18 protein-coding genes are annotated in these 22114 nt (G+C 69.7%); 16 read left to right on the forward strand and 2 right to left on the reverse strand.

Translation table 11 applies throughout. From position 1 onward, the window contains the following. The first annotated feature begins 77 nt into the window (after window positions 1–77). Window positions 78–878, forward strand: a complete 801-nt coding sequence (locus ACGF07_RS22890; RefSeq protein WP_392901533.1) for a hypothetical protein — start codon at window positions 78–80, stop codon at window positions 876–878. Here ACGF07_RS22890 and ACGF07_RS22895 read toward each other — a convergent pair whose 3' ends face one another. After that, window positions 879–2270: a sporulation protein gene (locus ACGF07_RS22895; protein ID WP_392901535.1), complete on the reverse strand. Its 1392-nt coding sequence runs from the start codon at window positions 2268–2270 to the stop codon at window positions 879–881. It abuts the gene before it with no gap. Between the two features lie 272 nt (window positions 2271–2542). On the opposite strand from ACGF07_RS22895, the gene ACGF07_RS22900 reads away from it, so the two are divergent. The 14 genes from ACGF07_RS22900 to ACGF07_RS22965 all read left to right on the forward strand — a co-directional run bounded on the left by ACGF07_RS22900 (window position 2543) and on the right by ACGF07_RS22965 (window position 20256). Next, on the forward strand, window positions 2543–4309 hold the full coding sequence (locus ACGF07_RS22900) for an asparagine synthetase B family protein (RefSeq protein WP_392901537.1): 1767 nt from the start codon (window positions 2543–2545) through the stop codon (window positions 4307–4309). A 28-nt stretch (window positions 4310–4337) separates the two neighbouring features. After that, a complete protein-coding gene (locus tag ACGF07_RS22905) occupies window positions 4338–4784 on the forward strand; it encodes an NUDIX domain-containing protein (RefSeq protein WP_392901539.1) in 447 nt (148 codons plus the stop codon). 68 nt (window positions 4785–4852) lie between these two features. After that, window positions 4853–6166, forward strand: a complete 1314-nt coding sequence (locus ACGF07_RS22910) for a UDP-glucose dehydrogenase family protein (RefSeq protein ID WP_392901541.1) — start codon at window positions 4853–4855, stop codon at window positions 6164–6166. 105 nt (window positions 6167–6271) lie between these two features. Continuing rightward, window positions 6272–6757 carry a hypothetical protein gene (locus ACGF07_RS22915; RefSeq protein WP_392901543.1) on the forward strand — a complete coding sequence of 162 codons (486 nt, stop codon included), beginning with the start codon at window positions 6272–6274 and terminating at the stop codon, window positions 6755–6757. 307 nt (window positions 6758–7064) lie between these two features. Further along, entirely contained in the window at window positions 7065–7949 is an 885-nt protein-coding gene (locus tag ACGF07_RS22920) for a hypothetical protein (protein WP_392901545.1), read from the forward strand. 324 nt (window positions 7950–8273) lie between these two features. Then, complete coding sequence (locus tag ACGF07_RS22925; RefSeq protein ID WP_392901547.1) at window positions 8274–9545, forward strand: hypothetical protein; 1272 nt, start codon at window positions 8274–8276, stop codon at window positions 9543–9545. Between the two features lie 407 nt (window positions 9546–9952). Further along, window positions 9953–11410: a hypothetical protein gene (locus ACGF07_RS22930; protein ID WP_392901549.1), complete on the forward strand. Its 1458-nt coding sequence runs from the start codon at window positions 9953–9955 to the stop codon at window positions 11408–11410. A gap of 329 nt (window positions 11411–11739) precedes the next feature. Further along, entirely contained in the window at window positions 11740–13344 is a 1605-nt protein-coding gene (locus ACGF07_RS22935) for a hypothetical protein (RefSeq protein ID WP_392901551.1), read from the forward strand. Continuing rightward, the gene (locus ACGF07_RS22940; RefSeq protein WP_392901553.1) at window positions 13341–15464 is read left to right on the forward strand and encodes an integrase; all 2124 of its coding nucleotides are present in this window, start codon (window positions 13341–13343) and stop codon (window positions 15462–15464) included. The genes ACGF07_RS22935 and ACGF07_RS22940 overlap by 4 nt, the downstream gene beginning before the upstream one ends. Next, window positions 15461–15916: a hypothetical protein gene (locus ACGF07_RS22945; RefSeq protein ID WP_392901555.1), complete on the forward strand. Its 456-nt coding sequence runs from the start codon at window positions 15461–15463 to the stop codon at window positions 15914–15916. Before ACGF07_RS22940 ends, ACGF07_RS22945 begins: the two co-directional genes overlap by 4 nt. Window positions 15917–16147: 231 nt before the next feature. Beyond that, a complete protein-coding gene (locus ACGF07_RS22950; RefSeq protein WP_392901557.1) occupies window positions 16148–17224 on the forward strand; it encodes a helix-turn-helix domain-containing protein in 1077 nt (358 codons plus the stop codon). 96 nt (window positions 17225–17320) lie between these two features. Next, window positions 17321–18559, forward strand: coding sequence for a helix-turn-helix domain-containing protein (locus tag ACGF07_RS22955; RefSeq protein ID WP_392901558.1), 1239 nt, complete (start codon window positions 17321–17323; stop codon window positions 18557–18559). A 16-nt stretch (window positions 18560–18575) separates the two neighbouring features. Beyond that, entirely contained in the window at window positions 18576–19115 is a 540-nt protein-coding gene (locus tag ACGF07_RS22960; RefSeq protein ID WP_392901560.1) for a DUF6221 family protein, read from the forward strand. 247 nt (window positions 19116–19362) lie between these two features. Further along, window positions 19363–20256: a serine protease gene (locus ACGF07_RS22965; protein WP_392901562.1), complete on the forward strand. Its 894-nt coding sequence runs from the start codon at window positions 19363–19365 to the stop codon at window positions 20254–20256. 362 nt (window positions 20257–20618) lie between these two features. Here the strand turns inward: ACGF07_RS22965 and ACGF07_RS22970 are convergent, their stop codons facing one another. Beyond that, window positions 20619–21161, reverse strand: coding sequence for a hypothetical protein (locus ACGF07_RS22970; RefSeq protein WP_392901564.1), 543 nt, complete (start codon window positions 21159–21161; stop codon window positions 20619–20621). A gap of 506 nt (window positions 21162–21667) precedes the next feature. Between ACGF07_RS22970 and ACGF07_RS22975 the strand changes: the two genes are divergently transcribed. Next, window positions 21668–22090 (forward strand): ATP-binding protein, encoded by a 423-nt coding sequence (locus ACGF07_RS22975; protein ID WP_392901566.1) that lies wholly within the window; start codon window positions 21668–21670, stop codon window positions 22088–22090. The last annotated feature ends 24 nt before the right edge of the window (window positions 22091–22114 follow it).

Raw genomic sequence — 22114 nt, forward strand, 5'->3', positions numbered from 1 at the left:
ATCGGCCAGTCAACGAGGCACACTAGAACCATTCCGCGTCTCACGGATGTTTCTTCACCCAATAAGGTCGTTCACGAATGACAGATAATCCCAAGCCGATAGAGCTGGAACTGCTCGCTGCCGTCGGAACCAGTGACGACATTGTCGCGCACAAGACCGCGGCGGCGGGTCCCTCTGACGAGGAGGTTCCGGCTGCGGGCGCGACTGGCCCTAGCCCGGTCATCATCCGGGCATCCGATGTGGGGAATTTCAGCGAGGATACCGTCCGAGATGGTCCCCGGCAGGGATTCAATGAGGGACTCCGAATAGTTCGGGGAGACGATAAGCGCTCATACAATGGGGATGTCACCGTCGATGGCGCGATCATCGAATCCATGGCCGGAGCCGCGCTGTCGACCGACGACGGAGAGCTCCAGGTTGCCCACGTTCTGGTCGAGCGGCACAACCATGACGGAGGGAACTGGGGCCCGGCCAGAAAGGCGACCGGGGTTGAGAAGGGGATCGACTGCGAGGCTGACGACCTTGCCGACGATACTCGCAAGCTCTCGATTCAGGTCACAATTCCGCCTGAGAACGGTGTCTTGCAGAGGCTCGGCAATGGCCACCCTGTCGATCGCAACCAGCAGGCAGCCGAAGCAGTTGAGCTTCTACGGCAAGCTGTCGCGAAGAAGCACCAGAATGACCTGAAGCACCGGCCAGCCCGAGGCGGGAGCAAGGTGGTCCTGGCCATTGATGCCACAGACCGGGCTGGATATGCATTCCAAGTCGTGGTGAGCGACTTCCGGGCACTTCACGGAGAGTGGGCCAAGGGTCTCGGATTTGAGGCAATCTGGCTGGTCGGCCCAACGGCACAAACTACCTATCGGCTTGATGTCTGATCAGGCGGCGACGCCGAGCTCGCTGCGGGTCCGGTGCAGGAAGTCGCGGACGGCGGTCTCCCGGCGCCATGGGGCCAGGGCGGCGTTGAACTCGCGGACGTAGTCCTTGGCCCGACTCGATTGGACGCGGGCGAGGATGTCGACGGCCTGGTTGCCGAGCGTGAGGCCCTGGTCGAGGTCGTTGGCCTGGAGGTGGGCGGTCCCGACGATGGCCAGGCGCATGCCGACGGAGCGGGTGAACACCCCGGTCGGCATGGCGGCGGCCTGCGTATTCCAGGCCAGGGCGGCCTTGGGGTTCTTCAGGTCGCGGAAGATCTCGGCGGCGTCCGCCGAGAGCCGGGCATGGTGATAGAAGTCGATCCAGGCGGGCTCGTCGGCGTCGTCGTGGGCCTGGTCGAGCAGGTTCTCGGATGCGGCGAGCGCGGCCGAGGCGGCCTTGGCGTTGTTGTCGCGGGCATGGGCCCTGGCCTCGATCAGCTTGGTGAAGGCCAGCACCCTGGGAGCCGCCTCACCCTTGGCGCGCTGGAAGGCGCCCTGGGTCATGTCGATGGCCTCGCTGGCGAAGCCCCTCAGCAGGGTCTGCATCGCCATCGTGGTCAGGACATAGCAGCCGAGCTCGACGTCGCCTCCGGCCCGGGCGAGGCGGAGGGCCTGGATGAAGTGCCGCTGGGCGGCGTCGTGCTGGCCGACGTCGAAGGCCGTCCAGCCGGCCAGGCGGGACAGCTCGGCGGTCACCGAGAACAGCTGGCGGCCCACGTCGTCGCTGAACGAGCCGTTCAGCAGCGGGACCGCCCGCTCCTGAAGACATGCCGTGACGGAGTTGGCCTTCCAGTTCCCGCCGCCGTATTTCGAGTCCCATCGCCGGGCGTCGTCGGCGGCCTCCCGCAGTTCGGCGATGTCGGCGGTGCCGACCCGGCCACGGCCGCGATGGGCGGCGGCGTCGTCGGCGGGGGTGACCAGCCAGCGGGTGAACGGGGTGGTGAACGCGGAGACGGCGAAGCCCGTTCCGGTGAGGAAGTCGCGGCGGTTCACAGTGCTCCAGAACGAAGTGGCGACGCGGACGGCGTCGGCGGGGTCTCGCGGGAAATCCAACCCCACCGCGGCGTCCGGTGTCTCCGCATCCGCCATACCGATCTCCGCCAACTGCACCGGCCGGCCGAGCCGTTCGCCGATCGCCTGGGCCAGCAGCTTGGGCACGGGCCAGTCGGGGACCATGCCCCGGCGGCACCAGTTCGCGACCGAGGTATGCGTATATGTCGTGGTCAGTCCGGCTTCGTGGGCGAGCTGGTTCACGCGCAGGGCCAGCGATTTGTGGCTGGCCCCGTCACACTTTTCGATCATCCTGGCCAGCGCGTCGTTCGGCGGCTTGGCCCGGCGGGTGGTCGACGCCACAGCGTCCCCCTCAATCGGTCCCGCGCGGCTCTGCGCGGAAGTCGTACGCGACTGGGCACGAGAAGTCGTACATCCGGCATCTGACGCCGGATCACCGAGGGTATTGCCTTCGCCGCTCGCGGTGAACCGCTTTCGCGAGTTGTGAGCCCCCTTGCGAGCCCTGCCCCGGCCCGGCCGGACGCGGTTGTCTGATGCCCCGGGCCTCCGCCGGACCGGACCACAGACCTTCCGGCGGAGGCCTTCACCGATTCACGCTCGGGGGTGACAACCAGATGTGCGGAATCGCAGGACTGGCCGGCGCGGACGCCGCCCGGCACCAGAGCACCGTCGCGGCGATGGGCCTGGCCCAGCACCACCGCGGCCCGGACGGAACGAGGCACCTCACCTCGGCCGACGGCCGGGCGGTGCTGTCCATGAACACCCTGCTGATCGTCGACACCACCGCCCAGCCCGGCCCCTACCTGGACCCGGCCAGCGGCGTCGTCCTCACGTTCAACGGCGAGATCTACAACTACCGGCAGGTCGCCGCGGCCTGGGGCATCGACCTGGAGCCCGGCGAGACCGATGCCCACCTGGTGCTGCGGGCCTGGGCCAAGCTCGGCCCCAGCTGCCTCGCCGGCCTGGACGGCATGTTCGCCCTGGCCGCCTACGACCCGCGCGAGGGGCGGCTGTTCCTCGCGCGGGACCGGCTCGGCGAGAAGCCGCTCTACTGGCGCCTGGACGGCGGGCGGCTCGCGTTCGCGTCCGAGGTCACCACCCTGACCGGCTACGGCACCGCGCCGCTGGTCGTCCGCCCCGAGATGCTGTCCATCGAGACGCCGACCGGCGCCGACACCCCGTTCCAGGGCATCCAGCTCCTGCCGCCGGCCGGGCTGCTGGCCTTCGACGTCGCCACCGGCTCGCTGGTCCAGCGGACCTGGTGGCGGCTGGAGGGCCTGGAGCCCTGGCAGGGCGACTACAAGACCGCGCTCGCCCGGTTCTCGACCCTGCTGGCCGACCGGATCCCGATGCGGGCGCCCGGCTCCGACTTCGCGCTGCTGCTGTCGGGCGGGCTGGACTCCTCCGTGCTGGCCTACCTGATGCGCCCGCAGGTCTGCGTCACCGTCCGCTACCCGGGCCAGGACCGCCTCGACGAGTCGCAGATCGCGGCCGTCGTCGCCCGGGACATCGGCGCCGAGCTGGTGGTCATCGAGCCGACCGCCGCGGACTTCACCCGCGCGCTGCCGGAGATCATGCACGCGCTCGACTACCCGATGGGCAACGCATCCACGTTCTCCGAGCACATGGCCTACCGGGCGATCGCCGAGCGCGGCATCCGCGTCGTGGTCGGCGGGCTGGGGCCGGATGAGTTCCTGATGGGCTACGTCCGCCACGCGCTCGTCCTGTTCGGCCCGGAGGCGGTGCTGGGCGCCGGGCTGGAGGCCTACCGGCCGCTAGCGTCCAAGCTCCTGAACGAGGCTGGCGGGCAGCTGGAGCCGGCCGAGGCGATCGTGAAGCTGATCCTGCGCGGGCAGGACCCGGACGGACGGCTGCGCGAGCTGGTCGCCGATGCCCTGACCCGGGCGGACGGCGATCTGGCGCGGGGGCTGACGCTGGCGGACCTGGCCACGGCCTGGCGCCCGCTGGTCATGACCAGCGACAAGCTGGCGTCCGCCTTCGCACTCGAGCGGCGCTCGCCTTACCTGGCGCGGGACCTGGTCGAGTTCTCCTACCGGCTGCCCATCGAGCACAAGATCTCCGACCCGGCGGCCGGGAAGCGCATCCTGCGGGACGCCGCGAAGGCCCTCGGCCTGCCCCGGGAGGTCTGGGGCAGCCGGGACAAGCTCGGCTTCGCCTCCCCGGTCCCGAGCTGGCTCTCGGGCCCGCTAGAGCCCTGGGCGACCGCCCAGATCAGCTCCGCGCTCGACCAGGCGCCGCGCGGGCTGCAGCCGCTGCTGGCCGGCGGCCTTCGTCCGGGCGGCCGGTTCGACCGCACCCGGATGCAGGCCCTGATGGCGGCGGCCTGGTTCTCCGACCGGACGCTGGCGGCTGCGGCATGACAGGCCGTCGGCTCACTACGGTGAGCGGATGGACTCCCAGACTCTCTCCACCGAGCCGTCCGCCACCACACCGCGCGGAGCGGTCGCGATCATCACCAACCGGCGCGGCGAGCTCCTGCTGCATCTGCGCGACGACCTCGACGGCATTGCCTGGCCTGGGCACTGGAGCCTCCTGGGAGGCGGCTGCGACCCTGGCGAGGCCCCGGCCGAGGCGATCGTCCGCGAGCTCGACGAAGAAGCCGGCCTGGCCGTCGACGGCGGCCTGGCCGAGCTGTTCGAGACCCCGGACACCCACGGATCAGGGCAGATCATCAGCTTCTTCGCCGCCTCCTGGGACGGCGACGAGACCACGCTGCCGCTGGCCGAGGGCGTCAAGCTCCAGTTCTTCGCCCCCGAGCACCTGACCGTTCTGCCCATCCCGCCGTTCATCCGCGACGGCATCCACCGGTTCCTCGCCGCCCAGCCTGGCGCCTGACCGCCCCGTCCTCGAGGGGTCGGGATGCCTGGCCGGGCGGCACCCCGCCCCCTCGGAAGGACACGTTCGTGAAGCTCACCGTGATCGGCTGCGGCTACCTCGGCGCGACCCACGCCGCCGCGATGGCCGAGCTCGGCCACCAGGTCCTCGGCATGGACACCGACACCGACAAGGTCGACGCCCTGAACAAGGGCCAGGCCCCGTTCGTCGAGCGCGGCCTGGACGACCTGCTCGCCAAGCACACCGCCGCCGGCAACCTGCGGTTCACCGCCTCCTACGCGGAGGCCGCCGAGTTCGCCGACATCCACTTCCTGGGCGTCGGCACCCCACAGCAGGACGGCAGCGGCGCCTACGACCTCACCCACCTCCACACCGCCGCCCGGCGCCTGGCCCCCAGGCTCGGTGACGGCGCGGTGATCATCGGCAAGTCGACCGTCCCGGTCGGCACCGTCGCCCAGCTGCGGAAGACCCTGGACGAGCACGTCCCCGCCGGGGCGAGCGTCCGCCTAGCCTGGTCGCCGGAGTTCCTGCGCGAGTCCTTCGCCGTCCAGGACACCCTGCAGCCGGACCGGATCGTGCTCGGCATCGAGGACGGCGACTCCAGCAGCGAGGCCGTCTTCCGGGCTGTCTATGCCGACGTCCTGGCCGCCGGGTCGCCGCTGATCGTCACCGACCTGCCCACCGCCGAGCTGATCAAGGGCGCCGCGAACGCCTTCCTCGCCACCAAGATCTCCTTCATCAACGCGATGGCCGAGCTCTGCGAGCTGACCGGCGCCGACGTCCAGCAGCTCGCCCTCGCCCTCGGCTATGACCAGAGGATCGGCGCCAAGGGCATGCGGCCTGGCCTCGGGTTCGGCGGCGGCTGCCTGCCCAAGGACCTGGCCGGGTTCACCCACCGCGCCGAGGAGCTCGGCGCCGAGGTCGGCCTGCTCCGCCAGGTCGCGGCGATCAACCGGCGCCGGCGGGAGCACACCGTCGAACTCGCCCGCGAGGCGCTCGGCGGGACCGTTGCAGGCAAGCGGATCGCCGTCTGGGGCGCCGCGTTCAAGGCCAACACCGACGACATCCGCGACTCCCCGGCCCTCGCGGTTGCCGACGCCCTCCACCGGGCCGGCGCCGAGGTCACCGTCCACGACCCCGCCGCAATGGAGAACGCCCGCAGGGCCTACCCCATGCTCGAGTACGCCGACGACCTGGCCGCGGCCGTCACCGGCGCCGGCCTGCTGCTGCACCTGACCGACTGGTCCCAGTACTCCGACGCCGACCCGGCCGACCTCGTCGGGCACATCGCGGTCCCCAGGGTCATCGACGCTCGCGGAACCCTCAACGCCGAGCGCTGGCGCGCGGCCGGCTGGACCTTCCGCGCCCTCGGCCGCCCCTGACCCGCACCGGTCACCTGGTTTCCGACAGACTCCCGTCCCGGCGCCGCATGCTCGGCGCCGGGACGGGTCCGGCACCACTCGAAGCAGGAGATCAAGGAGGAGCACATGAGTGACACCCCCACCAGGTCCCGCGGCGCCGAGCTGCTGGCCGGTGAGTTCTCCGAGTTCGCGGCCGACCTCGCCGCCGACGTCGCCAAGGAGAACCCGGACTTCAGCGTCGACTACATCGACCTGCTCGTGACCGCCTGGGCCGATTGGGCGACCCTCGTCGCCGACGACCCGTTGGCCGGTTACGCGCTCACCGTCGACATGGACGAGGTTTGGCACGCCGCCCTGCGGCGGACCCGCAAGAACTTCGCCTTCATGTCCCGCCTGACCGGCGGCCGGTTCATCCACCACGAGCCCGCCGACAACTACGGCACCCCCGGCAAGATCCGCGAGACCGTCGCCGCCCTGGTCGCGGTCGGCTACGGCACCGCTCCGGAGGTCTACTCGGCGGCCGACGCGGCGGACTGCAGTGGCTCGGACTGCCGCCCGGCAGCCCCCTGCCCGGGCGGCGACGTCGCCCCGGTGCTCGAGCTGACCGCCTGATCCACCACGCGCGAGTGCCCCCGAGCCTTCCGGACAGTTCGGGGGCACAGCACGCTCAGCCGCTGCTGCCCCGGCACGAGCGGGGCAGGACACCAGCCAATTTCAGGGGGTTTCCAAGCATTGGAAACCCCCTGAAATTGGAAACTTTTCGACCCGCAGGCCACCTACCTCGGCCGCTGGCCCGTTGACCTCTGCCGGGTTGGCTTGAAAACACAGCTCGGGCACCGGGCGTTACCTTGCGACAACCTTGAGTGTCGGCGGCGCCCCCTACAGTCGCTGAGGCATTGTCAACCAAGGGGGCACACACATGACTTCACCGAAGAAGCCGAAGTCGCGGCGCTACTACAGCTCCGGCACCGTCGCCGGGCTCCTCACCCTGGCCCGCGGCGGCTGCTACTGGCCCGGCTGCCACGAGCCCACCATCCGCATGGTCAAGGGCGAGCCCGTCCAGAACCTGATCATCGCCCACATCGTCGCCTTCGAGGACAACGGCCCCCGCGCCGAACCGACCTGGTCCGAAGCTCAGCGCAACCACTTCTCCAACCTGATCCTGCTCTGCACCCCCCACCACAAGACCATCGACGGCCCGAGCCGCGACGAATATCCGGTCGAACTGCTGCACGAGTGGAAGAAGGCCCGCGAAGCAGACGGCGTCGACGCGCTCGAAGGCCTCGGAGACCTCAGCAAGGCCGACCTCGGAGAGATGATCCGCGAGGCCCAGGCCGAGTTCGTCGACCTCCTCGGCCCGGCCCTCGACGAGTTCGCGAAGTCCGCCCCCGAACTCGCCTCCTTGCTCAAGCTGGCCACCTCCGAGTTCGCGGACCTGCGCGTCCACCGCAGCGGCGTCTCCGAGGACACCGCTCTGCTCCTGAACAATGCCGCCCGCTCGCTGCACGGGCTGGAGGACAATGCCAACACGCTCAGCCAGGCGGCACACGACCTGCGGGGCCTGACGGACAGCGCCAACACGCTGGCGGATGCCGCGGACGACCTGCACGGGCTGGCAGACAACGCTGCGGCGATCGCTGGAGCCGCCCAACGACTGCGGGGCCTGGAGGGCATCGCGATCAGGCTGTCGAATGCCGCGGACACGCTGGGGAACCTGGAAGGCCAGTCATACGAACTCAAGGAAGCCGCTCAGGAGGTCCTTCGAGCGGCCGACGCCCTGAACGCAGCTCGCCGCAACCGGTGACAAACCCTCCGCCCCCTGTCCCAGCGGCGACGTCACCCCCATCAAGCTGAGCGTCTGACCACCACACCACACACGGGTGCCCCTGAGCCGTCCGGACTGCTCGGGGGCACCCGCGCTTCGCGCGAAGTTCGTCCCGATGGCGGAGGGATCAGCACGCCCTTCAGGTCGTTGAACAGCGCGCCGCCACACTCAGGCGTCCCCACCCTGGAAAGCCCGGCCATGATCAATGATGTCCACGCGCGCACCACACTATGGTCCCTGACCTCGTCAGATGTCGGCACAGTCCCATGTCCGACCTGCGGGGCGGGGCCTCGCCAGCAGTGCGTGACCCTGCGGGACCGGCCGCTGACGAATCATCATCGAGGCCGCATCACCCGCTACCTCGACATCCGCTTCGCGCTGCCCATCCCCGCGCAGAACGACCCGAAGGAGCGGCGGCGCGCGCCAGTGCTGACCGGCCCCGGCCTTCGAATCGAGCGGGTCCCCGATCAGAAGCCCTGGCGGCTCCCCCTGTCGGACATGGCGGATGTGATCAGCGCCAGCTTCGTGGACCTCGTCAAGGTCGTGATCGCCGAGTCATGCGGCGTCGAACGCACCGGCCTCATCGACCTCCTCTATGGCAGGGACCGGATCTGCGAGTCGATCGACGCACTCACCTACGGGCTCCACGACCTCCAACTACGCAAGGAAGAGCACATCCGCGCCGGCCAGGAGGAAGATCCCGTCATCAAGCAGTGGGACGACCAGGCCAACAACGTCCGCCGCCGGCTCAACGAGGCCAACGCCGAGCTGAAGCGCCAACGGCTGACCGAACTGAACCGCTACGGCCTCGTCCCGAGCAACACCACGCCGACCGACGATCCGATCAGGTTCGCCAAGGGCCTGCTCGGCGACTTCCTCCGCGACGAACGAGCAGCCTTGATGGCTCAGGCCGCAACCGCCGCCGGTCTGAGCCCCAGAGCCTCCGTCCAGGTCTCCAACCAGCTGGAGAAGATCCACTGGTGCATCGAGCGAGGGCTCTTGAAAGCCCCCGTGACTCCCGAGGTCAGCACAGTCCTGGACTTGGACGACGCGCGATTCCGCCTTCGCGTTCTACAGGACGCCGGGCGCCAGCAGGGGCGCGACGATGCCCTCTGCCACCCACTCGTTCTGCACCGGTGGCAGGACCAGCTCGAAGCGCTCCGCAAGCACCTGGCAGCTGACGCGCAGAACCCGAGCCACCAAGCGCTCGTCCCCCTGTCCAGGACCACCGCACAGCGCAGCCAGCCCGACATCGCCGCACGCCGACGACTGTTCGCGAGCCTGGTCCAGCGCACCAACGAGAACAGCCGACTCAAGCAGACCCTGTTCGACTCCACGACGATCGCCGAGCGCTGTGATCCAGAGCACGAAGCCCTGATGCAGTTCGTCCAGCCAACCTACGAAGAACTTGTCCGACGGCACCCCGACCTCTTCCGGCTGATCCGAGAGATGACCGCACCCCATGAAACCCGCTACGGGCGGTTCATCGGCTGCGACCCATGGGAGCGCCGAAGCCTCCGCAAGGAGATCATCAACCGCCTCCGGCAGCACCAGGAAGCCAAGACAACCCACTGAACCCGACGGTCTGGGAGCACAGCGCACCTCATTACGAAAACCTAAGCATCACCGACTGTCATCGACGAGGGTGGCAAGTGCCCGTGGCTGGCTAGGCTTCGACGACGGCATGCCGCAACACGCTTGGACTTGACAGGGAAGATGTCGGTCAGGGAGACATGTTGGCCCTTCGAACGGGAGCGTCGGACAGTGCGGTGGTGATCGACGCCGGGCCGGATCCGAACGCCGCCGATCGGTGTCTGCGCGATCTGGGCGTCACGGTGGTGCCTCTCCTGTTGCTGACCCATTTCTTCTTGGGGCAGTTCAGTTCTGTCTCACGACTTCCTCGGGGTGATCACGGGGGCCGCGACGTTCGTCAGTGGTTTGAGGTATCTCTCCTATCAGCGCTGTCTCAGGAGGGGTGAACGGTGCAGGTGTTCTTCGTGAACGCGAAGCTGGCGAAGCGGCACATGGACAGTCCGGTGATCTCCGGGGAGGAGGTCGGCAGGCTGCTCGATGATCGGGCGATCGCAGACGGCACGCCGGTGTACCTGGATGACGAGACGATGATGCCGATCGAGCCGCTGTGTTCCTGGGGGCGGAGCCTGTCGGACGGCGAGCTCGCCGAGGGCACGCTGAAGGACTACGGGCGGATCATCGCGCGGGTCGCCGACTTCCAGGAACAGCGGGGCCGGGGCGTGCTGTCGGCCACCGAATCTGATCTCCAGGCGTACAAGAAGGTCCGCACCCAGCTGCAGACCAGGCCGGTCGGCGACGTCACGTGGGGCAAGGAAGCCCAGCTCATCGACCAGTTCTACGAGCATCTGGTGGAGCGGAGCGTGTTGCAGAAGCGGCCGAGGCGGATGGTGGTCCGAGGCCGGCGCATCGAGCAGAAGATGGACATCCGCCACCTGTCGTTCGGGCAGTACCGGTACTTCCGGGACGTCGGCCTGGGCGGCCAGTTGCCGGACTCGAGCGTGAACCGGTCGTTCCGAGGCTCGGCTCCGCACCGCAACCGGGCCGCCTCGGATCTGGCTCTGGGCACCGGGATGCGCTGGCGGGAGTGGGCGACGGTGCTGCTGCCGGAGCTGGGCATCGGGGTTGGGCATCGTGTCGACGAGGTGACCTTCACAGTCCAGGCATGCGCGAAGTACGGCAAGGCCCGCACGATCTACGTCCCGCAGGACTCGATGGCCTCACTCGACCCTTACCTGCTGATCGAGCGGCCCCAGCAGGCGGCGATGTCCGCCCGCAACCTGGGGAAGCGGTACCGGGATCTGTTCGTCGTCTCCCGGATCGACCACGACTCCGGGCTGGTCCACGGCATGCTCGACGGAATCCGGCGGGAGTTCGTGATGTCCGCGATGGACGCCGGGCTCCGGCGGATCACCGTCCACGAGACGGAAGTTGGCCTCGAAGCGCTCGCGGTGTTCATCTGCCGAGGCGGGTTGATGCCCGGCGCTGACTCCTGGAAGCGCTACCGGCACGCGGCCTGGCGCCGCATGGTCGCCCTCCAGGACGACAGCACTCCGCCGCTGCCCCGCAGGAGGTGGCGCTGGCACGACCTGCGTCACACCTACGCGCTTCAGCTGCTCAGCTACCTCGAGCGGCAGATGGACGGCGACGAGCCGGATGCGGTTGCGCGTCGCCGCCGGCACCGTTCCTACCTGGCCAGTCACACCCGTCTGAATCCGCTGCTGATCGTCAGCCGCAGACTCGGACATCAGAGTCCGGCCACCACCTACGAGTACCTGGAGTACACGGACGACCTGCTCTACGACTTCGACGAGGCATTCCGGGGCTGGGTCGGGGAGGTGGGCAGCGAGGCGACCTACGCGCAGATCGCCGCCCACGCGTTCGACCTGGAGAAGGGCAGGTCTGCCTGATGCCCCGCCGAGGAGCGTTCAGCAGGGATTTTCCGACCGTCGAGGCGGAATCGGCGGGGGTGGCGGGAACGATCGGCGAACGGGTCGTGTGGGCCACCCGTGCCAGGAAGTCCACCACCAACACGTGTCGGATCCACCCAGGCAAGTATCAATGTTCTCGGCTGGCAGCCGAGTTGGCGGACGAGTGGGTCGAGTACACGGCCGCGGCCGGGCTGTCGGCCGGGACGGTGCAGTCCTATCAGCAGGCGATCGACCGGCTTTGCGTCTCAGTGGACGCCGCGCTGGGCCATGATGCTCCGCGCGCGTCCCTGGCAGCCGACCATCCCGACGTGGCACGGGCCGTTGCCGCCTGGGAACGCACGCTTCCGTCCGGGTTCGCTCCGTCCTCGATGCGGCCGGCCATCCTGGCCGGGGCGATCCGGGTGCTGATCCGCAGGCGGGTCGAGCACCCCGACCGGCCGGTTGCCCCGCGCATCGAGGCGTTCGCCCGGTCCGGCACCGGAGTGCCGATCGGGGAGAACAACGAGCTGGACGAGTTCTCCCGCAAGGAGAAGCAGGCCCTGGTCCGGGGCGCTTGGGCCGCCGTCATCGCTCTGGAGAAGCGCTTGGCAGCCGGGTGGGACCTGGCCGCGCAGGGCCGCCATCCCGACGACGGCTCGTGGATGTCGCTGCGGGACCTGCTCTGGGGGCTGGCGCACGGAGCGATCACGCCTCATGACATCCACGAGCATCTGCCCGTCCCGCGGTTGTGGCCGCAAGAGCTGATCGGCTGCATCAGGAAGCCGGACGGAACGCTGCCCCGCGCCTCGAAGACCGCCCTGGACCGGTGGCTCGTCGCCCAGCTCTGGCCGACCTCGTTCGATCTGCATGCCTTCCGGGTGCTGCTGATGGACGCCACCGGGCATGCCCCGGAGGAGGTCAGCGGACTGCGCGAGGACGACGTGGAGTTCGTGCCCGGCGGGGTGCGGCTGACACTGGTCAAGAAGCGGGCCAAGCGCCGCTACTACCGCTCGTTCAAGGACGACAGCTCCTTGGAGATGGCCGACGTCGTCGAGACCGAGGAGTTCAAGGACCGGCCGCGGCGCGAGCCCAGCGCGGTCGTCCGGCGCCTGATGGCCGTCACCGAGAACGCCCGACTGCGAGCCGGCAACCCGGACCGGAAGCTCTTCATGAGAGCGACCGTCGATGTCGACCTCACGCTGAAGTTCGACGAGTGGAGCCCCGAAGCGCCCCAGGCGCGGTTCAGCGAGTGGCTTCGCCGCAACCAGATCACGGTCAGCGGCTCCACGGACATCCGCAGGCTGCGCAAGTCGACCAAGGTGGAGAAGGTCGTCGTCTCGCGCGGCCACATCGCGGATGCCGCCGACGACCACTACGAGGAGACCTTCAAGGGTCACTATGCCCAGGGAACGACGCTGCGGGTGATCTCGGCCGAGGTGATCAACTCGGCCCAGGAGCACTGGTTCCGCAAGGCCGTGGACGGCCCGACCGTGCTGACCTCACAGGCCGCCGACGCGGCCGAGGACACCACCAAGCTCCAGGCCCTGGGGCTGACCGAAAAGCAGGCGGGAGACCTGGTCCAGGGCGAGCTCGACATGGGCGTCACGCACTGCACGAACCCCTACGACTCGCCGTTCAGCCCGGCCGGCGAGTTGTGCGCCGTCGCCCCATTGCGCTGCCTCGAGTGCCGCAACGCCTGGGTCATGCCCAGTCAGTTGCCCCAACTGCTGCTGTTCAAGGACCACTTGGACCGGCTGCGGCAGCGGCTGAACCCCGTGCAGTTCACCGCTTTGTGGGGCCAGTCCTACACCAACTTGACCGCGGTCCTGGACGACCGCACGGAAGCGGAGATCACCATGGCCCGCAAGCACATCGCCGAGGGCGGCATCCACCTGGACCTGCCGCTGGCCGCGCACGTGGAGTTCGACGCATGACCGCCGCCCTCCCCAGCCCGCGGACGTCGTCGATCTTCCGTGACGACGAACCGGTCATCCAGAGCCATTCCCTGCTGCCGGCCGCCCGGCAGCCCGGCGCCCGCCTCCCGCTGTTCGGCGACACCGACGTGTGGGACCTCAACGGAGTGGTCCGCCGCAACGCCAACCTCTCCGAGTCCATGTGGAGGATCAAGTTCACCAAGAACCTCGCCCAGGGCTGGTGGAACCTGACCGCCCGCGAGTTGGCCATGGTCATGGCCAACCCCCGGCATGAGGCGGTGATCGATGCCGGAGTGCACCTGCAGCCCGATCCGTTCGACCTGTCGACGGTCATCCAGCACATCTCCCACCTTCGGCGGATGGCCGAGTTCGGACGCCGCAACGGCCTGCCCGACCGGCTGGACGGCTGGCGGACGAACGACTTCAAGCGCTTCACCCGGTGGCTGCACGAGGAGAAGAAGCTCATGGCCGGGACCGTGATGGGCTACGTCGTGGTGATCAAGCGGCTGCACGAGGTCGGACCCGCGCTGTCCTGCGGCGGGGTGCCGGTCGACCCATGGCAGGGGATGAGCGCGCGCAAGGCGGCGAAGTACGCGGTCTCGCATGAGGTGTCGACGCCGGTCATCCCGCCGGACATCTGGTTCCCGCTGGTGCGGGCGGCCTGGGTCTATGTCCACACCTTCGCGCCGGACGTGCTGCGGGCCTTTCGCCGCTACGAGGAACTGCGAGCCGGCGTCGTCGAGATGCAGCGTTTCCCGCGGGGCGGAGTCGATGAAGTCCTGGATGCCTGGCTCGCCGATCCCGCCAACCGGATCCCCGTCCACGCGCCGGAGACCCCGCTGCGGCTCGGTCTCCAGAAGGAGGGAGCGAACTGGAACCTGCTCGCCCTGTTCATCGGCTTCGCCACTTCCGACAGGATCTTCTCCACCGGATCCCGGGCCGGCCGGGACCGCCGCGCGAGGGTCCTTCGCGAGATCGAGGCCGGGCGGGCGACCACGACCGGGCTGATCGACGGCCTCGCGCAGGTGACGCGCCCGGACGGCAGCACCGGTCCCTGGCATCCGGGGCTGGACGCACGAGCGACGAACCGGATGCTGTTCAAGCTCCGGGACGCCGCGTTCTGCCTGGTCGCGGCCTTGTCCATGATGCGTGACAGCGAGATCCACGAGATCCGGCGCGGGTCGGTGGTCGAGCACTACAACGCTCCGGCGATCGCCTCCGCTCTGGACAAGGGCCACCGGGGCCGGCCGGGCAAGCACTGGTGGATCACCGAACCCGTCGCCGAAGCGATCACCGTCGCGGAGGCCGTCTCGGTCCACGCCGAGCGGGTCTTCGCGCCGCTGAAGCGGCCGGAGAGCACGGAGGCCGCCCACGGCGACCAGATGATCGACTCGTTCGTCGCCGCCGTCAACGCCGGACGCGCCTGGAGCGGCCTGGAGGAGATCCCCGCAGGCAGGGTCCGCCCGCACATGTTCCGCCGGACCATGGCCATGCTCACCGACCAGTTCCCGGGCTCCGAGATCGCCCTCGGACTGCAGCTCAAGCACGTCGCCCGTCGCGCGCTGGCCAACCGAGCCACCCTGGGATACGCCGCCCCCGACACCCAGTGGGCGGAACTGCTGGACACCGCCGTCGACGCCGCCCGGTTCCGGCGGCTGAAGGAGCTGTTCGGCCTGCACAAGGACGGCAAGCCGATCGGCTACGGGCCCGGCGCCGACCGGGTCAAGGAGGTCTTCGACGAGATCACCGCCACCGTCAAGGCCCGCGGCGGTGACGCCCGGACCGAGGAAGACCTGCTGCGGCAGGCCCGGATCACCATCCGGTTCGGCGCGCTCAACAACTGCCTGTTCGACGAGGCGAATCCGGCCGGCGCGGTCTGCCTGGAGAGCGCTGTCGTCCCGGCGGGCTACAGCGGGCCGCTGCACGAGCGGTGCCGTCCGGACCGGTGCCGCAACAGCATGATCGGCGTCGAGCACATCGCCATCCACGACTCCCACCGCCGCACCCAGCTCAAGCTCCTTCAGATCCCGAAGCTGCCCTCGCCCCGCAAAGCCCTCATCCGCCGCGAGATCGAGCGCGTCGACGCCGTCCTCGCCCAGATCCGAACGGAGGAGTCGTGACCACCACGCCCGACCGCGCCCTGACCGACGACGGCGTCACCGCCCAGACAGCTCAGGCCCTTCGCGCGGCGATGCAGCGGCTGTTCGCCGGCAAGCCCCAGCGCACGGACGGGCGACTGACCAAGCAGAACCTGTGGCAGGAGGCCGGCGTCAGCCGGGCCACCATGAACCGCGCGCACACCATCCTGGCGGAGTGGGACGCGCACGTCGCCGAGCACGGCACCGCCACCCCGGGGGAGGCCCGCCGCGACGAGGAGATCCAGGAACTGAAGCGGAAGCTGGCGGACAAGACCCGCGAGAACACTCTGCTGCAAAAGCGCCTGGACGCCGCCGCGACGGCCATCGCCGCCTTGCACCATGACAACACCCTTCTGCGGGAGGAGCTGGCGGCCCGCGGCGGAACGGTCATCCCGCTGCACCGGCCGCGCGGCCATGACCGGCAGGAGGTCTGACCGGGCATCATAGGCAGTCGTCCCACACTGTGGGCAGGGCGTTCGCGTCATGAGAGCGCTGACAACTACTGTGGTGCCAGCGAAGGGCATATGCGCTCGCACGGGGGACTCCGCTGGTCGGAGGGAGCCGGCCTTCGGCTGGCAGTGGTTGCGACGGCGGAGGAACAAGCAGGCCCCGTGAGGCACGACGAACGCGGCGATCAGGCGGGCGGGAGCCCGATAGGCGGGCACTTGGCCCTTTGGCGGGCCCGCCGGGCGGTCAGCGTCGACGAGCTCGCGTCGCGGACCGGGATCTCGCCGGGCCGCATCGCGGACCTCGAGGGCGGCCGGGAGTGGGTGGACCGCCGCCGCGACCTGGCCGCCTTGGCCGGGGCCCTGCGCTTGGACGCCGCCGAGCTGACCGGGCAGCCCTACCCGCCGGCCGGCGGCGAGCACACGTTGGTGCGGTCCGTCGCCTTCGAGCTGCGGCGCGAACTCGCCGAGACAGGAGGGGCCCAGCCGACCGGATCGGTGGAAGACCTGGATGCCCGGACCGAGCGGGTGCTGGCGGCCGAGGCGGCCGGGGACGAGCACGCGCTGGCCCTTGCGCTGCCGGGCCTGATCCGCCTGGGCGACACCGTCGCCCGGACCGCCCCGGCCGCCGCCCGGCAGTGGGCGGCCGAGCTGCGAGTGCGCGGACACGTCGCGGCGGCCGGACTGCTGCGGCGCGTCGGTTACCGGGACCTGGCCTGGATGCTGCTGCACCGGGCCCGCCCCGGCGGGCCGGAGCCGGTTCCGGTCCTGGTCGAGGAGGTTCGGCTGCTGATCGACATGGGACTGCCGGAATTCGCGCTCGCCCGCGCCGAGCGGGCCGAGGACGCCATCGGCGATGGGGACCTGCCGCTGCTGGCGGCGGTGGCGAACGCCGCCGCCGGGCAGCGGGAGACGGCCGAGAGGCTGCTGCGGCAGGCGGCCGGACGGGCCAGGGACGCCCGGGAACGCTCGGCGGTGACGGCGGCCTGCGTCCAGGCCGCGGCGGAGGCCGGGGCCTGGGATGAGGTGATCGAGCACGCCCGGTCAGCGGATCTGGACGCCCTGGAGAGCGCCGGGCGGGCCCGGGTCCTGGTGACCGCCGCGAGCGCTCACGCGCGGCTCGGCCAGGACGAGCGGGCAGCGGCCCTGCTGGCCCGGGCCGAGGCCCTGGCCCCGCTGCGGGTCCGCCTTGCCCCGTTCGCCCGCGAGTTGCTGGCCGTCCTGCCCGTCCGCGTCGGCGACCCGGGGACAGCCGCAACCGTCCGGCGGATCGCTCAGCGGGCCGGAATGCGGTGACTTCGCGCTCTCCAGTTCAGGGAAAGGTGTCCTGACGGGTCCTCTGATCGCCCTACGCTACGGATGGGTCACCGGAAACTGCGAGGGTGGGGCGCGATGAGCCAAGATCAGGCCCAGCAGATCGGCCAGCGGCTGCGAACGGCCCGGCGCCAGCGCGGGATGAGCCTGCGGACGCTGGCCGGCTTGTCCGGGCTGTCGGCCGGCTTCCTGTCGATGGTGGAGAACGGGCAGCGGCACCTGGACCGCCACGGGCACATCACCGCCCTGGCCGAGGCACTGAAGATCGCTCCGTCCGAGCTGACCGGGCAGCCCTACGCGCCTGCTGATCCCTCCACCGCGACCGCGCACGAGGCGATCCCCGCGCTTCGGCTGGTCCTGATGGGCATCAACCTGGGCCTGCCGCCCGACCAGAGCCCTCCGGGCGGGCCGGTCGGCCTGCTGGCCGGCAGGGTCGCGGAAGCCAACCGGCTCTACCACGCCTGCGAATACGGCCAGGTCGCCGCCGCCCTTCCGGGCCTGCTGGGCGATCTGCACGCCGCGGTGGAGGCCGCCACGGGCCGGCGGCGCGAGCGACTGCTGCAGCTGCTGGCGGACGCCTACCACCCGGCCTGCACCCTGCTGCTGAAGAACCTCGGCTACACCGACCTGGCGTTCATCGCGGTCACTCGGGCCGCCGAGGCGATCGCCGAGCTGGACGACCCGATCTATCACGCCCTGTCGGGGTTCTTCCACACCCACGTGCTCATGGCCGCCGGCAGCCCGGCACAGGCCCTGGCCCGCGCCGAGCAGGCCGCGGACCAGGTCGAGCGGCACCTGGCGACCCCGGCCGCACACGCGCTGCTGGGCGAACTCCACCTGATCCAGGCGACCTGCCTGACCCAGGACGTCCGCCGCTCGGGCGCCGAGCGGACCCGCGAGGTCCACCAGCACCTCGCGGAAGCCGCCGACCTGGCCACCCGCACCGGCGAGACCAAGGCATGGCACCTGAACTTCGGCCCCACCAACGTCGGCATCCACCAGGTGAGCCTGAACACCGACCTCGGCCGGCACGGCCAGGCCGTCACCGCGGGCGGAGGAGTGCGCCCGCAGATCCTGGCCGCACCGGGCCGGGAGGCCGCCTTCCGCGCGGACCTGGGCCGCTCGCTCGCGCACCTGCGCGGCCGGGACGCCGAGGCGGTCGCCTCGCTGCTGGCCGCCGAACACGTCGCGCCCCAGCGCATCCACGCCAACGCGCTCGTCCGCGACACTGTCTCCGACCTGTTGGACCGGCAGCTGCCCACGCACGCCGCCCGGGACCTGCGCGGCCTGGCCCACCGCATGGGTCTGCAGCTCTGAACCGCACAATGATCCGATGGCGACGAACAAGTACGGGGCGGTCTGCGCGGCCGCGGACTGCCAGACCTACGTCCCGCCCGGTGGTGGAGTGCTCATCCGCGCCGAGCGGGGGTGGCTGACCTACTGCCCCGCCGACGACCCGAACCTGGGGAAGGTGCGGGAGTCCTACGGCGGTCCGAGGGACCCTGACGACGAGGGGCCGCACGAGAGCGTCGTCGTCTTCCTGCACGAGCGCCTGGAGGAGGAACTGGCGGCAGCCGGGGCGGCGGGGATCACTCCCTGGCGGCACTGGCCCCGCCGCAGCCAGCGGGTGGTCGACGGCCACGACGAACTGGTGGTGGAGACCTCGCTGCGGGTCGTCGCTGACCACATCGCGACCTGGGGTCCCTGGCCCGCGATCCTGAACGCCGAGAGCCGCTACATGGTCATCAACCTGTTCGAGGAAGCTGAGCCGGGACCGGCCCGCGAGGCTCTGCGGGATGCGGTGAGGGCCTTGGCCATGGCCTACCGGGAACACCCCGACTACGACCCGGCCTGGACGCTCCACGAGCCGTGACGGCGCGTTGAGCACCAAGGTTATCTAGGGTTGTCAACCCGATCACCGAGGTCAGAGGATAGTTCGTGCCTTCTGGCACGTAAGGCATGTTGGGTGGTACAGGACGCCCGGTAGTGGTGGGCAAGTGGAGCGCATCGGCGGCTGGGTGCGGCAGTGGGGGCGTCAACGGCGATTAGAAATGAGACCGACGGCAGAGGCAGATACCGCAGGGCCGCGCGGGCAGCCGTGCAGGTGACGATAACGCGCTGTGATCGTTGGCCAGCTCATGAAGCCGTTGATGATCGTCCCGCTCTGCGGCGTGGGCGCAGGTGATGGTGTTCAAGGCCGCCGCCCGCATCGCCCGCGCCCAGCCCAGCGGATCCTCGCCCTCCTCCTCGCCGCTCTCTCAGCGGTCGTCGGAATGATGTCCTCTCCGGCGCACGCCGTCGTAGGCGGTCACGACACCGCCCCAGGGGCGTTCCCGTACATGGTGTCGGTCCGCTGGTCCTCCTCGCATAGGTGCGGCGGCGTCATCATCAGCGACCAATGGGTCCTTACCATCGCGCAGTGCGTCGAGGGAAAGTCGCCGTCCGATCTCGTCGTGCGGGCGGGCACGGACAGGCATGCCACGCCCGGCGTGGACTTCAAGGTGGCCGAGGTCATCACCCACCCGGACTACGACAACTGGACGAACGACTACGACATCGCCGCCATCAAGATCGACGGGCAGTTCTCCCTCGGCACTGGTGGCATCGATAAGGTCGCGCTGCCGACGAGCGACGCGGACCCGGCCCCTGGCACCGCGGCGGAGGTCGCGGGATGGGGCGCAGTGACAGCGAGGGAAGGAGCGGCACTCTCCGAGACCTTGCAGGTGGCATTGGTGCCGCTGATCGCCCGCGACGTCTGCCAGCAGAAGCACAACGGGTTCAACGCCATCACCGACCGAATGCTCTGCGCGGGTTGGGACGAAGGAGGCGTCGACGCCTGCACGGGAGACGAAGGCGGCCCCCTGGTACAGAACGGAGTTCTGATCGGCCTGGTGTCGTGGGGCTACGGCTGCGCCAGGCCCAACCGCCCCGGCGTCTATACCAAGGTGGGAGCCTTGACTGGCTGGATCACCGAACTGACTGAGGTCGCCCCCGAAGTGACCACGACGCCGTAGCCCCGCTCTAGGATCCACGCTGTACGGTTGCGGCCCGCCTCTCGAAGCGTCGAGAGGCGGGCCGCGCTGCAGCGCCGCCGGTGGCCGCGGCCCCGGACGACGGGCACGGCGTTCGCCCACGCGCTGGAGCGGGTGGACGAGAGCGGCGCGCTCCCCGACACAGGACGACCTCTGGTCCCAGGCAGGAACCGCAGGCCGTCAGCAGGGGTGCCGGTTCGAGAGGCACACGCATGTCCACCGGCTCAACGAACCTGCTGTCCCGGCGTCGTAGCGGCCGGCGGCCGCGTCAACGCGCTGAACCGCTATCGCCCCGGCTGTGCAGTCCGCTGCCGCTGTCCCAGGACCGACTACTGGCCCCCGCTCTAGTCCTCGGTGCAGGGGATAAGGAAGTCGTCGTAGGACCGCTTCACGTCGATCTTGCGGTCCTCGCCGTAGTAGCCGCCGACCTGGGTGTAGGACACGTCGAGGTCGCGGATACCGCACTTGATGAACCCGATCGATCCGAAGCTCAATTTGCTGCTGCGGGACTTCTGCTCCCAGGAGTTCCTTGCCGCGACCGTCGGGCCGCCCTGGGCAATGTTGGCGCCCATGTGGACCGTGGCGAAAATGCTGGCGCTGTAGAGCGGGGTGGCGTTGTACCAAGCGCCACCCCACCAGTAGGTATTCCTGTCGGTCTCGATGAACATGGCAGACCGCCCTTCGCGGTCGTAGACATGCACGCAGGTGCGGAAGTCGGTGAAGGTGTAGCCGCCCTGGCCGTAGACCTCTTCCCAACGGGTGCAGTGTGTGCCGACTGCGGGGTGGGCGCCGTCGTCGGCAGACGCCGTCCCGGGGGTCGCCAACGCGGATACCACCAGGGCGGCAGCTGCGGCGGCGACGCTGGCCATACGCCTGATCTTCTTCATCTCATCCCTTCGCGATCTGTGTCACTTAGCGTGCGCACCGCGAACGAAGAGAGCACGAGGCAGGCAACGGCCCCGCGAGCACTTTCACCCTGATGGGTCGCGCCATGGCCGTGAGTGTTACTTCCTCGACCGGTACGCCGCATCAACCGTGATCAAGTGATTGGCGCTAACGGCTATACGGATGTTCCCCGCGGTCGAGGTAGCCAACGTGCCTAACACCCCTTGGATACTGTTAAGGCAAGTAGGAGAACACCATACTTGCCTCACATGCCTGACGGCTGATCAGAACCCCAGATAATGTTGGAGTCGTACTCGACTGGGCGCGTTCACTCGTACTCCCCCCACCGCCTGTTTCTGGCGTCTCATCAGGGGCTCTCCCGCCGGGGAGGGCCCCTGATCGCTGTCCCGGGGCAGTGTGTTCACAGTCGTGAACACCGCAGCGTGTTCTCCCCCTTACCTTCTGTGATCCCGGGGTGTCCGAATGCCGCGGAGGGAGAGGGGCTGTGATGTCCGCCGACGCGTTGAGCCACGTCTTCAAGGTCCTGTCGATCGACGAGCACGTTCCGCTCGCCCGCAGGGAGACCCGCAAGGTCCTCGCGAGCTGGGGTCTGGAGGGCGGGCTGGTGGAGATGTCCTGCCTGATCGTCAGCGAGCTGGTCACGAACGTCGCCCGGCACGCGGCTCTTCTCTCGCCGACCGCGACGGTCGAACTGGGGTCGGACGGGGCCGAGTTGACCGTGTCCGTCGCGGACGCCCATCCCTACCGGCCCAAGGCCCTGCCCGCTCCGCACGGCACGGGCGGCTGGGGACTGGCCCTGGTCAAGGGCCTGGTCGAGGAGGTCCACGGCAGTCACGACGTCGTGGACGACGCCTCCACCGGCGGCAAGGCGGTCGTGGTCCGCCTGCCGCTGGCCCCGGCCGCGGCCTGAAGTCCCGCACCGCCGCACATCGCA

It is taken from the genome of Kitasatospora sp. NPDC048194 (assembly GCF_043202455.1).
Lineage (GTDB): Bacteria > Actinomycetota > Actinomycetes > Streptomycetales > Streptomycetaceae > Kitasatospora.